The sequence below is a fragment of the Povalibacter sp. genome, from assembly GCF_036520495.1.
In the GTDB taxonomy this organism is placed as follows: domain Bacteria; phylum Pseudomonadota; class Gammaproteobacteria; order Steroidobacterales; family Steroidobacteraceae; genus Steroidobacter.
Genome location: NZ_DATDJO010000026.1, coordinates 40,775 through 55,045, shown reverse-complemented (window position 1 = coordinate 55,045; position 14,271 = coordinate 40,775). Strand labels below are relative to the sequence as shown.

Below are 14,271 nucleotides of genomic sequence, written 5' to 3'. Positions count from 1 at the left end.
CTGGTCAGCGGTCCGAAACCCGGGACCCAGCGCCCTTCTTCGTCACACCACCGCGCCGAGCTTGAAGATCGGCAGGTACATGGCGATGACCATGCCGCCAACCAGCACGCCCAGAATCGCCATGATGAGTGGCTCCAGCAAGCTGCTCATTGCGTCGACAGCGGCATCGACGTCCGCCTCATAGAAATCGGCGACCTTGGAAGCCATTTGATCCAGTGAGCCTGACTCTTCACCCACCGCGATCATCTGGATGACCATGTTGGGGAACAGGCCGGTGCTCTCCATGCAGCGCTGCAGACGCATGCCGGTGGAGACCTCATCGCGAACCCTTAGGGTGGCCTCTTCATACACGATGTTGCCCGTGGCGCCAGCAACTGAGGTCAGAGCTTCAACCAACGGAACACCGGCAGCGAACATGGTTGCAAGCGTTCTGGAGTATCGCGCGATACACGCTTTAACCATGATGGGGCCGACCACGGGTGCCTTAAGCAACATGCGATCCAGTACCCTGCGCATCGGTCGCGAACGCTTCTTGAAATAAAAGAATGTATAGCCAGCGCCACCGGCAACGAGCGCCATCCACCAGCCCTGGTCCTGCACAAAACGCGACAGATTGATCACCATTTGTGTGAAGGCTGGCAGGTCTGCGCCGAATCCTTTGAACAAGGACTCAAATTGCGGGATGACGAAGATCAGCAGGATGATCGTCACGATAACCGCAACAACAAGTACGGCCGTTGGATAGAAAAGTGCCTTCTTGATCTTTTTCTTCAAGGCTTCGGTCTTCTCCTTGTACGTTGCAACCTTGTCGAGCAATGTTTCCAGTGCGCCGGCATGTTCGCCAGCTTCGACGAGATTGACGAACAGGTCATCGAAGTACAGTGGATGCTTGGCGAGCGCTTCGTGCAAAGTCGTTCCCGCTTCAACATCGGACTTAATCGCCAGTACAAGCTTCTGCATCGATGGTTTGTCATGACCATTGCCGATGATGTCGAAGCACTGGACCATCGGAATACCAGCTTGCAGCATGGTGGCAAGCTGGCGAGCAAAAAGCGCGATGTCCTCTGCATTGACCTTCTTGCCGCTCTTGAAAAGCTGGACTTCCTTGCGGACCTTCTTGGCGACCACGCCCTGGCGCCGCAGGTCCGCTTTCACGGCAGCTTCCGATGTGGCGAGCATCTTGCCCTTGAGCTTCTTCCCCTTCTTGTCCGTACCTTCCCATACGTAAGGGGATTGCTGTGCTGAGATCACTTGCGCCATGGCGTTCTTCCTGCGTTCTTGCAGTTCGATGAGCGGGTCAGAATTACTCGGTCGTGCACTGGTTCACTTCATCCAGGCTGGTTATTCCGGCCTTGACCTTTGACAGTCCCGAGCGACGCAGGTCCCAGATCCCCTCAGAGGCAGACTGAGCAGCGATGTCCACTGCGTTGCCATCCTGCAGGATGATGCGTTGGATCTCTTCTGAAACTGGCATGACCTGGTAAAGGCCCGTGCGCCCTTTGTACCCGTCAGTGCACGAGCTGCACCCCACGGGCCGGTAGATCTTGACGCCCGACGCAATATCTTCCTCGGTGAATCCTTCCTTGAGGAGAGCATCGTGCGACATCTCGATCGGTTCTTTGCAGTTGTTGCATAGCTTGCGCGCGAGCCGTTGCGCGATGATCAATGAAACCGATGTGGCGATCGCGTAAGGCTTCACGCCCATATCCACGAGACGCGTCAGCGTTTTCGGAGCGTCGTTAGTGTGCAATGTCGAAAGAACAAGGTGACCGGTTTGCGCGGCCTTGATTGCAATCTCTGCTGTTTCCAGATCACGGATTTCGCCGACCATGATCACGTCCGGGTCCTGACGCAGGAACGCGCGCAAGGCACCGGCAAAAGTGAGTCCGACCTTTGGATTGACGTTGACCTGATTGACGCCGGGCAAGTTGATTTCCGCCGGATCTTCCGCAGTCGAGATGTTGGTATCTTCCTTGTTGAGGATGTTGAGTCCGGTATAGAGCGACACAGTCTTGCCGCTACCCGTGGGACCCGTGACGAGGATCATCCCGTGCGGCTGCGACAGCGCCTTCATATACAGATCTTTCTGAGCCGGCTCGTAGCCGAGCGCATCGATGCCCAACATCGCGCTGGATGGATCGAGAATACGCGCTACGATCTTTTCGCCAAACAGAGTCGGGCAGGTGCTGACACGGAAGTCGATAGCGCGATTCTTGGAGATTCGCATCTTGATGCGACCGTCCTGCGGGACGCGGCGTTCGGCGATATCCAGTCGTGACATGACCTTGATGCGGGCGGCGAGTTTATACGCCAGCTGCACGGGTGGGGTGGCAAGTTCTTTCAGATAGCCGTCAAGACGCAGTCGAATTCGGTAGGTCTTCTCGTACGGTTCGAAGTGAATGTCGGACGCGCCCTTCTTGATGGCGTCCAGCAGGACCTTGTTGACGAAACGGACGATGGGTGCATCTTCAACGTCGTCTCGTGCGACTGCGTCGCCCGCCAGGTCATCGTCGCCGCTGGTGATATCCAGATTTTCGAGATCGAGGCCGCTATCATCATCAGCCAGGGCAGACATTTGTGTGTCGGCCTGTTCTATCGCCTTGCTGGCGATCCTCTGCAGCTTGTCTTCCTCCACGACCACGGCTTCCACCGAAAGGCCGGTCTGGAACTTGATCTCGTCCAGTGCGTGAAGATTGGTGGGGTCGGAGACAGCAACGAACAGACGTTTGCCGCGCTTGAGCAGCGGCAGCACCCGGTGTTTAGCGAGGAGCTTGTCGGAGACAAGCTTGATGGTGTCGATGTCCGGCTGAATTGCTTCCAGGTCTAGCAGCGGTACGCCGAATTCTTGCGACGCCGCAATGGCGATTTCGCGCGCGTCGGCCAGTTGGTTCGCAACCAGGTGCGAGACCAGGTTGGTGTTTGCCTCTTTGGCAGCCTGCAGCACCTGGAGCATGGCATTCTCTTCCAGTAGACCATCCTGGATGAGACGCAGCGGCAGACCTTGCAAGCTCAGTCTGGCCGTAGTCGCTGCTGATAGGTTTTCAGCCATTGTGGTCCGGAATCTGGTTAAGAATTTAACTCGGCTAGTCTTGCTCACCCATCGCATGCGAGCAAATGTCAAATCGTTAGGCATTGTCCCCGATCTGCCAACTCAGCAACGCGAAATCTGTCACAGCTGGGACTTCATCGGCATCCGATAAGGTGTGAAGGATTTCAACTCACGAAAAGAAAAGGCCCCTCTTGCGAGGGGCCTCCGTTCGCGTCCTGCGAAACCAGCGGGATTAGGAGCCGAAGCCCGTACGGCACGACGCCGGCAGGTACTTGTCCAAGATCGAGGTCGAGCCAGGGGCGCTCGCGGCCGGGCCCGTAAAGCCAGACACGCCGCCCGGGGGATTTGCCATACCGCAAACCCAGATCACGTCGCCATTGGTGTTCGTGCCGGGGTTGAGCGACAGAGTTTCGTCCTTGATGCGGGCGTTCGCCTGGTTGCCGTACGTGATGGTGATCACGCCGTCCACGACGTTGATGCCCGAGACATACTTGCCGCCCTTCGAAGCAGCGCTGCCACTTGAGCCGATGATCTGAGCAAGATTTGGCCAAGTGCCAGTCTGCGCCTGGTACTCGGCGACGCCCGCCTTGAGGTCAGAGGCCAGGTTCAGGCCTTCCGTGATCTGCGAGCGGATCGTGTAGTCCTGATACGCCGGAATAGCGATGGCGGCCAGGATACCGATGATCGCGACGACGATCATCAGTTCAATCAGGGTGAAACCCTTCTGTACGGTCTTCAGCATGCGATTCTCCTCACGGTAGAACGATTGAAACTTTACGAACGGCTCTGAGGCCGGTTGCGCACAGAGATGCAACGTGTATGCCATGCCATCCAACGGCTTTATAAGTTGCTAAATCTAATCACTTTTCCCCACCTTTGGCGGTGCGACACGGCGGTGGCTGCTTCTGGGGCTTCTGCCGCTGCCTGTCCATATCGGTCGGAATTTGTCAGTTCGCGTCAGTTGGGGGCGACAGTTGCCTGTGCAGGGGTGTAACTAGATTGGTCCGGAGCTTGAAGCGTTGGTCCAGTGCATCCCACAACCGCATGGCTTCCTCGCCGGCGTCGATGGATGCAAGCCGATCCCCCAGCAGGCGTGCCTGTGCGCGGTCGCGGTTGACCAACACGTACCGATAGCCGGTTGCGTGGTTGTCGAGAACTTCCGGGATGGCAGCAAGCACCTGCTTGCTCCCGATCGCTGCGTACTGGCGATTTGCCATCGCCTCAGCCAGGAGTTCTTCTCGCAATGACAGAAGGCCGGAATCGGGATCGACGCGATAGAACTTGGCCGCTTGGCGAGCGATTTCCTTCTCTGCCTGGAATCCTGCGAGGAGCGCAGGAGGATTGAATTCGGTTTCGGTGAAGCGGATGCGCTGCATGGAACTTAGCGACGGTGCGGCACCCATCAGTTCCGGCACCAGCGATCGGCCGCTGGGTGCGTAGCCGGGTACATTGACTTCCGCAATGTCAAGGAGCGTTGGCATTACATCCTCAAGGGAGGCGGGCACGTCGAGCACAGCGGGAGGCAGCTTTGCCAATCGAGCCGGACCGTAGCCTCGTATTGCAAGAACAACCTGATACTGAGGCGGACTCAGCACACTGGTCCCGTGGCCATTGCCCTTCACGGGAATTTGATAACCCTCGATTTCTTTCGTTTCCGGTGTGATCAGTATGTCCCCTGGTCGGCTTAGAGCTTCGCCGTGGTCCGAGAGGACGACCACGATCGCGTTCTCGAGGACGCCGCGGGATTCGAGCAGTTCGAGCAGAGCTCCGACTTGCTGGTCGGCCCGTCGAACGGTCTCCGGGTACAGCGTTTGACTGTGATGATTCGAACCGTCTTCCTTATGCAGTGGAGCGGTGGCCCAGTAATAGGGGTAGTGAGGTAGCGTGAGATGTACTGCGAGGAAAGTCGGCTGCTGAAACTCGAGTTCGCGCTCGAGCCTGCGAGCGAAATCGTCTGGATAGTAGACGTGCGCAGCCGCACGATTGGCTGAAGCATGCGGGAAAAGAAAGCTGCCAAAGGGTGTTCTCGCGACCAGGTTGGAAAGCAACGTGTCGTTCAGGGTTCCGAGCAGGAAATCCGCGGCCCCCATCGGGGGTGTGATGAGTTGGTCGAAACCATAGGATTGGTCGATGTTCGCGAAGCGCGCCTCGTCGATGGCGAAAATGCTTCTATAGCCTTGTCCGCGTAAAACTTCTGCAAGCGTAGGCGATGCTTCGATGCTGCCGCGGCGGGTCAGATTCATCAGCGCGCCCGTATCGTGCGGATGCCGGCCGGTTAGGATCGACATCCAGGAAGGGAACGTGCGCGCGAGCGGCGTGGTGACATCGCGGAACGCGCGGGCGTTGCGAATGAACTCGTTGATGTTCGGTGCATGGTCGAGATCGCCGCCCAATGCGGTGAAGTCCGGCCGCAGGGAATCGATACCAATGAGGATGACGTGAGGTTTGGTGGGGTTCGGAACCGCACGCGCGTCCCTCGACGCCGACAGGAGCATCACAGCCGTTACGGCGACACACAGCCCGCTGACTACAGCGATGCTGGTGCGCATGGACGGCAACTTCGCAGACCGGATCCACTTCAGAGCCGCAGGCGCCACCGCGGCGAAGATCAGCATGCCAATGGCGAAGAAAACGTATGTGGCCAGCGGCAAACCCAGCACGCAGGTAGCGACGTATTCGCCGAAGAACTCGCCCAGCGTCGACCATGGATAGTAGTAGGCATTGGCGACGAACGCGCCGATGGAAAGAACCAGGAACCAGCCCAAGGTCAGCGTCGATCGACTCCCCAGGCGGCTTCCGCCGGAGAGCTCCGTGAAACGGGTGAGTACGCAGATGAGCGCGGCAAAGACGAGATGAACCAGAAGCGTTGCGGTGATGAACCAGGCGATATCCCAGCCCAGCCGTGTGCCCACCAACGGGACATCGACGACGGAGCTCAAGACCTTGTCGCCTCCCGTGAAGACATAACCGTAGCCGGTGGCGATGCGCGCGAACGAAACGAACATCAGCAACAGGCTCAACCCGAGGGCGACCCAGAAGGCCTTTTGCCAGGATGTGGTCGGGCGATCCGCAGTGGACATGCTCACTTCCGTTAATTTGACAGAAGCCGCTTATACCAGAGCGTTTTTCCATCCTCTAAATCGAAGAGGCAGGAACGCGCAACGCGTCACACGGCCTGAAGCCAGGTGCGCGGAGGCATGTGAGCGAACGCAAGGTTCTGAAGTTGCAAGCGAGGGTCGCGTTCGCGCTGATATAGCATCGCTCCCTTATGTTCACAGACGCACGCAAACGTATTCGTAGGAGAGCCTCCTTCGAGGGCCTGCCGCTTGCAGTGCTGCTCGGCGTGGGATTCGGCCTGGCTGCCGCGGCGATCGCGTTCTTCGGCGCTCAACGACTCATCCCGCCCCGCGTCGCGGACTGGCTGTCCGGACAGCAGTTGGGCGAAACCCTCTATTGGCGTCTCGCCGGTTTTGCAGCGGCGCAGCTACTGCTGCACGTCTGCTTTGGCTGTGTCATCTGGTTGCTGGCGATCGCGTCTGAACGTGCACTGCCGCAACTGGCGTGGAAACGCACACGCTGGGTGCTCATGTGGGGCCTGGCTACTGTGGCCTGGTTGTTGCTGCTCAACATCGATCGCTTTCCGGAGTCGGTGACGTCGCGCGTCGTATGCTGTGAGCTGGTGCCGCACGCCTTCTATTCCACTCTTGCTGCATTCGGGACCAGCATCCTGCTGGCAGCGGTGGCGATGCTCGCGTGGCTGAATCTTGCGCGTCACCCGGGAGTCAGGCGGTTTGGATCGCGAATCGTCGTTTGGGGCGCGCTGATCGCAGCCTGCCTGGCCACGGCGAGCTGGATGCGTTCGGAGGCCATAGCCAATGGCGAGAGTGCGCTCAGTCAGCCGAACGTCATCATCATCGGGATCGACTCACTACGCGCCGACTACATCGGGGTCGGCGGTCAGCAGCCGGGCATGACTCCCAACGTCGATGCCTTCCTCCAGGACGGCATACTGATTGCCGACTGTGTGACGCCTGTCGGTCGCACCTTCCCGGCGTGGGTCTCGATTCTGAGCGGCCAATCGCCGCGGACGAATGAAGTCCGGGAGAATTTGTTTGCCGTGAAGCAGGCGACGCTCGACGCTTCGGTCGCGCACGCATTCCGGCGCGCCGGGTACCGGACTGTCTACGGAACCGATGAAGTGCGTTTCAGCAACATCGACGAGCGCTTTGGCTTCGAAGAGATCCTGAGCCCCCCCATGGGCGTATCCGATTTCCTGCTCGGTGCGGCGAACGACATACCATTGGCCAACCTGGTTGCCAACAGCGATGTCGGGGAGGTCCTGTTTCCCGAGACCCACGCAAACCGCGCGGCTGCTGTGACGTACGAGCCCGGCTCCTTCGTGGATAGAGTGGCCTCGGTGCTCGACGATGGTCCGGGTGGCAAGCCCTTGTTCCTCGCCGTCCATCTCGCGTTGCCACACTGGCCATACACCTGGGCACAGGACGACGAGGGAGGATTCTCGCGCCTTTCGGATACTCGTTACCAGTATGGTGCTTCGGTGATCGAGGCAGACCGGCAGTTCGGCGAACTCGTGCATGCACTCGAGCGCGCAGGAGTCCTGAGCAACGCGATCGTCGTGGTGCTCTCCGATCACGGCGAGGGGTTGGGCCTCGCGCGCGACAATCTGCTCTTTAGCAAGCAGGCGAAGGAAGTTGTGGGGGTGCTGAGCGTTGCAATGTGGGGGCACGGGAACAGCGTGCTCAGTCCCTATCAGAATCAGGTCGTCCTGGGAGTGCGAGGCTTCGGCCGGTCGGCGCTTCGGCGCGGTTCGGGACTCGTTCTACAGGACGTGCCCGCTACACTCGAAGATGTCGCGCCGACGCTGATCGGTCTGACCGGCATCGCGGATGGAGTGACGCGCGACGGGAGCGACTGGAGCAGGGTCCTGCATTCGGCCGACGCCCCCCTCGATGCTGCTTCACGCGTGCGCTTCATCGAAAGCGGCTATGTCATCGGATTCAGCAATCGCGGCACGATCGACACGGACGCAGTGGCGGGCGAAGGCGTGCAGAAGTATCTGATCGACCCGAAGAGCAGCCGGATTACGGTGAAGAGCGACGCCTTGCCTGCGTTGCTGCGTGAGAAGGAGCGTGCGGCGATCATGGATCGATGGTTGCTGGCGGCCGTGCCGGACCAGCATGGGCAGCGCTACATTCTGGTCGATCGGGAAACGGATGCCGTTCGCGAATTGCAGGGAGCACCGGCAAGCGACCGAGGGGACGTCCACACGCTATGGGTCGCCCTCCAGGCAAGATACGGTTCGGAACTGGCCGATGCGGCCGTCGCCGGTCACTGAGATTTTCGCTGAGTCCTCGATCACATTGGGCAGCATCAACGGCGCTCACACGGTAAGTGAGCTGTCGCCGAGAGGCCGTCCTGTGAAGGCCTTCACGTCCGCTACCTCGGTCTTATGTCTTAATGTCGCGCAACTGGGAGACTGCAGTTCGGCAGAAACATGCCGCCCTGCAACGTTCGCTTCGAAAGCGGTAACCAACGCAAATGCGCGTATACACCACTGGCGTTTTTGACATTCTCCACCGGGGTCACTTGAACATCCTCACGCAGGCGGCGGCGCTTGGCGAGTTGACGGTGGGCATCATGACCGACCAGGGGGTCGAGGATAGCAAGGGTTCGCGCCCGATCCTCACCCTCGAAGAGCGGGACGCGCAGGTCCGTTCGTTGCCCTTCGTCGAAGAAGTCATTCACTACACCGACACAGATCAGCGCGCGAACTACGCTACGTTGCGCCCCGATATCGTCGTGCAGGGTGACGACTGGCTGTTCTCGGCGGACCGCAGCGCCGCGTTGAATTTCCTTCGCGACAATTCGATCCGGCTCGTACTCCTGCCAAGAACTCAGGGTATATCCACTACCGAAATCCGCAGACGCGTCGCGCGATCGGGGCGGCGCGACGAGCAATTCCTCCGTGAGCGGTTGCGCATGGTTGCGGTCGAGCAGCTGCGTCGCTACGAGGCGCACGACGACGTCAAGGTCGCGCGTCTGGTGGACAAGATCACGGCTGAGCGCGTTTTCTTCAACCCCATCTCGATCGTGCGCGAAAACATCGTGATCGACGGCGCCAACCGATTCGAGGCGCTGCGTCGGATGGGGGCGAAAGCCGTTCCCTGCGTTGTGTATGACTACTCGGATATCGATCTGCTGGGCAACGTGCATTTCATCAACAACGGCGTGAAGACCCGGATGTCCGAGTTTGCGAGAGAGCGGGGCGAGCGCATCGAGTTCCCGCCGCGCACCCCAGCCGACATCCGTGCGGCCGCCGAGAGCGGCAAGTTCATACCGAACGGCGAAACGTTCCACCGCGTACCGCAGAGCATCATCCGGATGCCAATACCGCTCAATGCGTTGTTGCAGGACGAACCATTCGATCTCGCCGCCTACGTTGAACAACGCATCGTCGAAGGGCAGATCCGGTTCTATCAGTCCAGCGTGTACGTTTGCGATGAGTGGCAGGAGCAGGTTGAGAAACAATGACGACCGAGACAGCAACGCAGTACTGGAAGTCGCAGTCGCAGTACCCGTTTCCGTTTACGCGGCGGCGACGCATTCATGAGCTCAACTACCTCGTGCCGCGCCTCGAGAAGATCAACGGCAAGCGACTGCTGGACCTGGGGTGCGGTGACGGCTCCTTGCTGGAATGCTTGCTCCGCCTGACGGATTTCGAAGAGTTTCACGGCTACGACGTCGCCGCCGATCTGCTGAAAGACATGGATCCGCGCATCCGAACGTGCGTGTTCGATATCGCCAATCCCGGCCCGCTTCCTGAAGTCGATGCGGCCATCGTGGCTGGAGTGATCCAGTACGTATTCGACGATCAAGTTGTCGATGCCCTGTTCGCCAGATTGTCAGCACCCATCGTGTGGGTGCGATCGACTTGCTCCCTGGCCGCAGAGGCGGAGCGCGTCGTGCGGGACGGCTACGCGTCGAACTATCGAACCGTGCCACAGACGTACGAACTGCTCTCGCGGCACTTTGAGATCACGGCCGTGGATCGCGTCTATCCGGATGAGCTCGAGTCCCCGTTCGGTACGAAGCAGTTCTATTTCGAGGCGCGGCGTCGCAAGTAGCGCCATGAAGCGGTCGCTTTCTTCCACCGCCGTGATAGCGGCAGCTTTGATGCTGCTGGCGCAGCCGGCGCGTGCCTATATCGATCCCGGTACTGGCAGTGCGCTGTTCTACGTCATTTCGGGAATCGTCGTCTCGCTGTACTTCAGTATCCGCAGTCTCTACTACCGGGTGGTCGAGTCGGCTTTTCGTCTGAGATACAAGGATCAGAGCTGCGGCATTGCGATTCACTGCGAAGATCCGCGCTACGAGATCACGTTCCTGCCCATCATTGCTGCCCTTTCCAGACGCGGCATCAGTTCCACGTTCTTCACGATGTATGAACGGGGCGAGTCATTTGAGCCGTTGCCCGAGGATGTCGTCCACAAAGCGATTGCGCCGGGCATGGTCGGTTACGCCTACCTGAATAATCTCGAAGCGGTCCTACTGGTGACGACCACTCCACAGCTCGATGTCATGACATTCCGTCGGTCCAGACGTGTACGCCACTACGCGATCGTGCAGCACGCGGTGGGCGAATCTCGTTATGTGAGACCGTACGCGTACGACTACTTCGATTCGGTACTGTGCTGCGGCGAGATTCTCAAGAACAACATTCGCCGCATGGAAAGCATTCGGGGATCGGCGCCGAAGAATCTGTACGAGACCGGTTTGCCGCACTACGAGGCTCTCCTTGCCAACGCACGTGCAACGCCATTGCCGCCGGGAGACCCGGTCGTGCTGGTCGCGCCGAGCTGGGGGCCGTTGAGCATGTTTGAAGCTTTCGGCACCGACTTCATTGCAGGCATCGCGCGCCGCTTCAAGGTGATCGTCCGGCCACATCCGCAGATGAAGGTCTCCCAGCCCGATTTGTACGCGCGCATTCTCGCGTTGGAGGGTGTTGTCGTCGATACGAGCCGGACGCCGGCAGCAGCGATGTCACAGGCCCATGTGCTGCTGAGCGACATCTCCGGAATAACGCACGAGTTTGCGTTCATCTACGAACGTCCTGTGGTGATCATCGATCGCCAACAAACCAACGGCGGCCTCGAAGGCGAGCTGCTGGGTGGGGATAGTGAACTCAAGCAGTGTTGCCGGGACTTCATCGTCCCCGTGCCGCCCTCGGAGATAAACGAGATCGCGACTCATCTCGAACGGGTGCTGTCGAACCCCTCGGCCAAGCGCATTGCCGCTGTACGGTCGCGTCTGATCTACAACTTCGGCACCGGCAGCAAGGTGGCCGCCGAGCAGCTGGCAGGCATATTCATGCGTGAGCAGCAGTCAGTCGGATCGAAAAAGGCGCGTGGCCTGCCCGTTTCCGTCGTTGGGGAGGCCGCATAGTGCTTGCGCTCCTGGACGCTCTCTTCCTGCAGCCTCTGATGCTCATTTATGCATCGGTGTTCTCCTTGCTGCCGAACTCACTCGGGATGGGCGGGAAGCTCATTGCATTCAGCGTTGTGCTCAACGTGCTCCTGCTGCCGGTATATCGGCAGATGGAAAGAGCCTTCCAGTGCAGCCGTGGAGTGAAGGAGCGTGTGGCGCAGGAGGTCGCGCGCATGAGGCGTCATTTTCGCGGACGCGAGCGCTACTTCTACATCCGGGCCGTTTATCGTCAGTATCGCTATCACCCGATTTCGGAGTTGCTGCGATCGGTCGACCTGGTCGTGCAGATCCTGGTCTTCGCCACCGTGTATCGCTACTTGTCGGGCCTCCAAACATTGAGCGGGGCCTCCTTCGGTCCGATAAGGGACCTCAGCGCGCCCGATGGATTGCTAGGCGGTATCAATGTGTTGCCGCTGTTGATGACTGCAATCAACGTGGTGGCGGTAATGACATACGTGTCCGACCGCGGCAAGCGGATACTGGGAATTTCATTGGCGGCGATATTCCTCGCGCTCCTGTACAACAGCGCGTCCGGTCTGGTGCTCTACTGGACGATGAACAATCTGTTCTCCGTCCTGCGCAATGTTGTGGAACAGCGCCTGGTGCCTCGACTGCCACCGCCCGTCCTCCAGCGGTTCGCGCAGATTTCTGCGCAGCGGTGAAACGACATGTCGCTGCTCCTGTTTGTTCTCTCCTGTCTGCTCTTCACCGGCGTATTCCGCAAGCTGAGTGCGGCCAGCCTGCGCACCTCGGTACGCATACCGGCAGCGACCCTGCTTGTATTTGCAATGATGCTCGCAGCGTTGTGGGTCGAATGCACTGCCTGGTCGGCGAGCGGTGTGCTGGTCGCTGCGGCAATCAGCTCCTGCGCACTGCCGGGGCAAGGACTGGAACGACTCACCGTTAGCCTCGGCCGCTGGCGCTTTTCGCTCTACCTGCTGTCCATTGCAACGCTAGCGGCGCTCGTATTCGTCTACGTGCCCATTACGACGTTCCTGACCTCACCCGGTGAGCTCAGTCTCCATCTCGACTATCTGATTACCGTCAATTCGCGCAATGCGATGCTCGTCGTCTACCTCGCCGCCCTCGTTTATGCCGTCGCGGTTATACCGAGGATCCGCACGGCGCTGACCGTGCTGGCACTCATCGCGCTGGCACTGGGCATGGTCTATTCCTATTTCATACCGTTCGGCTATCCGATGATGACGGGCCTCACCTTCGAGCAGGTCGTGATACCGGCCGTTTCGCGCATTCTAAGAATCGCTGCCGATATCGTCGTCGTCATTGCGATCGTTGCAGCCATCACGGCGGCGCTGGTCCGCTGGGGTGGCAAGCCTTTCGTCGTTGCGACGATCCTAATCAATGTGTCCCTGATTGGCGTCGCTGCGGTGGGCGTATTGGCAGATTCCGCCGGGGAGGCGGGCGGGCCTGACTCTTCCGCACAGGTGTCCGCTCAACCCCTGCGATTCTCGAAGACGAATCGAAATGTCCTGATTGTCTTCCTCGACCGGTTCATGGGCTCGTACGTGGAAGACATCCTGCGAACCGATCCGGACTTGAACTCGAGCTTGAGCGGCTTCGTCTGGTATCCGCGCACCGTTTCAGCGGGTGAAAACTCGATCGCCGGCGTTCACCCGATGTATGGCGGGTATGACTACACGCCCACCGAAATGAATGCTCGCGACAGACCGCTGCGGGACCTTTCGGTCGAAGCATTCTCGATCCTGCCTTACAACTTCTCCCGCAAGAACTACGACGTGAACTTCGTGGGTCCACGCGGGCTCGGATTCACGATGGCTGGGGATTGCAAGTATCTCTCGATGGATAGGGTTAACTGCACCCACATTCCGCTGAGCATCGTCAAGGAGCGCGCAGAGCGGGCGGGCTTCCCGCTCAACGAGCTATCGAGGTCGAGCTATGCGGATCTGCTGGTCCTGCTGGCCTCGATGCGCGGTGCGTCGTACCTGATGAAGGACATCCTGCAGATGAAAGGCCCGTGGCGGCCCTACATGGATCATTCGGCAGGTACCACGTTCCGGGAGTGGGCGGAACTCGAAGCCTTTCCTGACCTGACCTATACGGGCGCCGGTCAGCCGAACCTAAACATCGTGTCCAATATTCTCGCTCACGAGCCGTACTACCTGAATGAACAGTGCGTACCGCAACAGGAGAGGCTGCGCGTAACGATCGAAGAAATACGTCGTCGCGGCCATGACAGTCTCTTCTCGTTGCAACACTCTATCGGTGCGAGATGTACGTTGCTGTCGGTCGCCAGGTATCTGGATTTCTTGAAGCGTGCCGAAGTCTACGACAACACGAAGATCGTCATCGTTTCGGATCACGGTATTGTCGGACCGGTCAGCGATCATTCCAGCCGCGCCGTTGCAGGCGGAACTCAGCACAACGAGTACGTGCGAACCCGATCGGTTTTGCTGGTGAAAGAAGTCGGAGCGACCGGAGACGTGCGGATTTCCGAGGCGTTCATGCCCAACGCCGAAGTACCGCGCATCGTTTGTGAGGAGATCGGCGGTTGCGTGAATCCCTACCTGGGCAACAAGACCATTGAGGCGCATGGCCGCGATGACCCGTTCTATGCGGCGTTCGTGCCATGGCAATTCAACGCACAGAACCCGAAGTCCTTCGTAATTCGCTCGACGAAGATTCTCAAGGGCCAGGACCCCTATGACGCACAAGGGTGGGCGTATTCGGAATAGAGG

The 14,271-nt window shown here is 59.3% G+C and carries 10 protein-coding genes; 6 read left to right on the top strand and 4 right to left on the bottom strand.

Annotation, left to right across the window (positions count from 1 at the left end; translation table 11 throughout):
* Positions 1–42: 42 nt before the first annotated feature.
* The 4 genes from VIZ63_RS09175 to VIZ63_RS09160 all read right to left on the bottom strand — a co-directional run bounded on the left by VIZ63_RS09175 (position 43) and on the right by VIZ63_RS09160 (position 6,129).
* Positions 43–1,260, bottom strand: coding sequence for a type II secretion system F family protein (locus VIZ63_RS09175; protein WP_331609265.1), 1,218 nt, complete (start codon positions 1,258–1,260; stop codon positions 43–45).
* A 43-nt stretch (positions 1,261–1,303) separates the two neighbouring features.
* Complete coding sequence (pilB, locus tag VIZ63_RS09170) at positions 1,304–3,049, bottom strand: type IV-A pilus assembly ATPase PilB (protein WP_331609264.1); 1,746 nt, start codon at positions 3,047–3,049, stop codon at positions 1,304–1,306.
* 232 nt (positions 3,050–3,281) lie between these two features.
* Entirely contained in the window at positions 3,282–3,791 is a 510-nt protein-coding gene (locus VIZ63_RS09165) for a pilin (protein ID WP_331609263.1), read from the bottom strand.
* A gap of 205 nt (positions 3,792–3,996) precedes the next feature.
* Positions 3,997–6,129 (bottom strand): sulfatase-like hydrolase/transferase, encoded by a 2,133-nt coding sequence (locus VIZ63_RS09160; RefSeq protein WP_331609262.1) that lies wholly within the window; start codon positions 6,127–6,129, stop codon positions 3,997–3,999.
* Between the two features lie 188 nt (positions 6,130–6,317).
* Between VIZ63_RS09160 and VIZ63_RS09155 the strand changes: the two genes are divergently transcribed.
* The 6 genes from VIZ63_RS09155 to VIZ63_RS09130 all read left to right on the top strand — a co-directional run bounded on the left by VIZ63_RS09155 (position 6,318) and on the right by VIZ63_RS09130 (position 14,268).
* Positions 6,318–8,405, top strand: coding sequence for a sulfatase-like hydrolase/transferase (locus VIZ63_RS09155; protein WP_331609261.1), 2,088 nt, complete (start codon positions 6,318–6,320; stop codon positions 8,403–8,405).
* Between the two features lie 203 nt (positions 8,406–8,608).
* On the top strand, positions 8,609–9,601 hold the full coding sequence (locus VIZ63_RS09150; protein WP_331609260.1) for an adenylyltransferase/cytidyltransferase family protein: 993 nt from the start codon (positions 8,609–8,611) through the stop codon (positions 9,599–9,601).
* Positions 9,598–10,194, top strand: a complete 597-nt coding sequence (locus VIZ63_RS09145) for a class I SAM-dependent methyltransferase (RefSeq protein ID WP_331609259.1) — start codon at positions 9,598–9,600, stop codon at positions 10,192–10,194. The genes VIZ63_RS09150 and VIZ63_RS09145 overlap by 4 nt, the downstream gene beginning before the upstream one ends.
* A 4-nt stretch (positions 10,195–10,198) precedes the next feature.
* A complete protein-coding gene (locus VIZ63_RS09140; RefSeq protein ID WP_331609258.1) occupies positions 10,199–11,512 on the top strand; it encodes a hypothetical protein in 1,314 nt (437 codons plus the stop codon).
* A 38-nt stretch (positions 11,513–11,550) separates the two neighbouring features.
* On the top strand, positions 11,551–12,216 hold the full coding sequence (locus VIZ63_RS09135) for a YidC/Oxa1 family membrane protein insertase (RefSeq protein ID WP_331609257.1): 666 nt from the start codon (positions 11,551–11,553) through the stop codon (positions 12,214–12,216).
* 6 nt (positions 12,217–12,222) lie between these two features.
* Positions 12,223–14,268 carry a hypothetical protein gene (locus VIZ63_RS09130; protein WP_331609256.1) on the top strand — a complete coding sequence of 682 codons (2,046 nt, stop codon included), beginning with the start codon at positions 12,223–12,225 and terminating at the stop codon, positions 14,266–14,268.
* The last annotated feature ends 3 nt before the right edge of the window (positions 14,269–14,271 follow it).

What these genes read in the sequence shown, in the direction of transcription:
- VIZ63_RS09175 (WP_331609265.1), bottom strand. Translation starts at nt 1,260, where the DNA reads ATGGCGCAAGTGATCTCAGCACAGCAATCCCCTTACGTATGGGAAGGT.
- pilB (WP_331609264.1), bottom strand. Translation starts at nt 3,049, where the DNA reads ATGGCTGAAAACCTATCAGCAGCGACTACGGCCAGACTGAGCTTGCAA.
- VIZ63_RS09165 (WP_331609263.1), bottom strand. Translation starts at nt 3,791, where the DNA reads ATGCTGAAGACCGTACAGAAGGGTTTCACCCTGATTGAACTGATGATC.
- VIZ63_RS09160 (WP_331609262.1), bottom strand. Translation starts at nt 6,129, where the DNA reads ATGTCCACTGCGGATCGCCCGACCACATCCTGGCAAAAGGCCTTCTGG.
- VIZ63_RS09155 (WP_331609261.1), top strand. Translation starts at nt 6,318, where the DNA reads ATGTTCACAGACGCACGCAAACGTATTCGTAGGAGAGCCTCCTTCGAG.
- VIZ63_RS09150 (WP_331609260.1), top strand. Translation starts at nt 8,609, where the DNA reads ATGCGCGTATACACCACTGGCGTTTTTGACATTCTCCACCGGGGTCAC.
- VIZ63_RS09145 (WP_331609259.1), top strand. Translation starts at nt 9,598, where the DNA reads ATGACGACCGAGACAGCAACGCAGTACTGGAAGTCGCAGTCGCAGTAC.
- VIZ63_RS09140 (WP_331609258.1), top strand. Translation starts at nt 10,199, where the DNA reads ATGAAGCGGTCGCTTTCTTCCACCGCCGTGATAGCGGCAGCTTTGATG.
- VIZ63_RS09135 (WP_331609257.1), top strand. Translation starts at nt 11,551, where the DNA reads ATGCTCATTTATGCATCGGTGTTCTCCTTGCTGCCGAACTCACTCGGG.
- VIZ63_RS09130 (WP_331609256.1), top strand. Translation starts at nt 12,223, where the DNA reads ATGTCGCTGCTCCTGTTTGTTCTCTCCTGTCTGCTCTTCACCGGCGTA.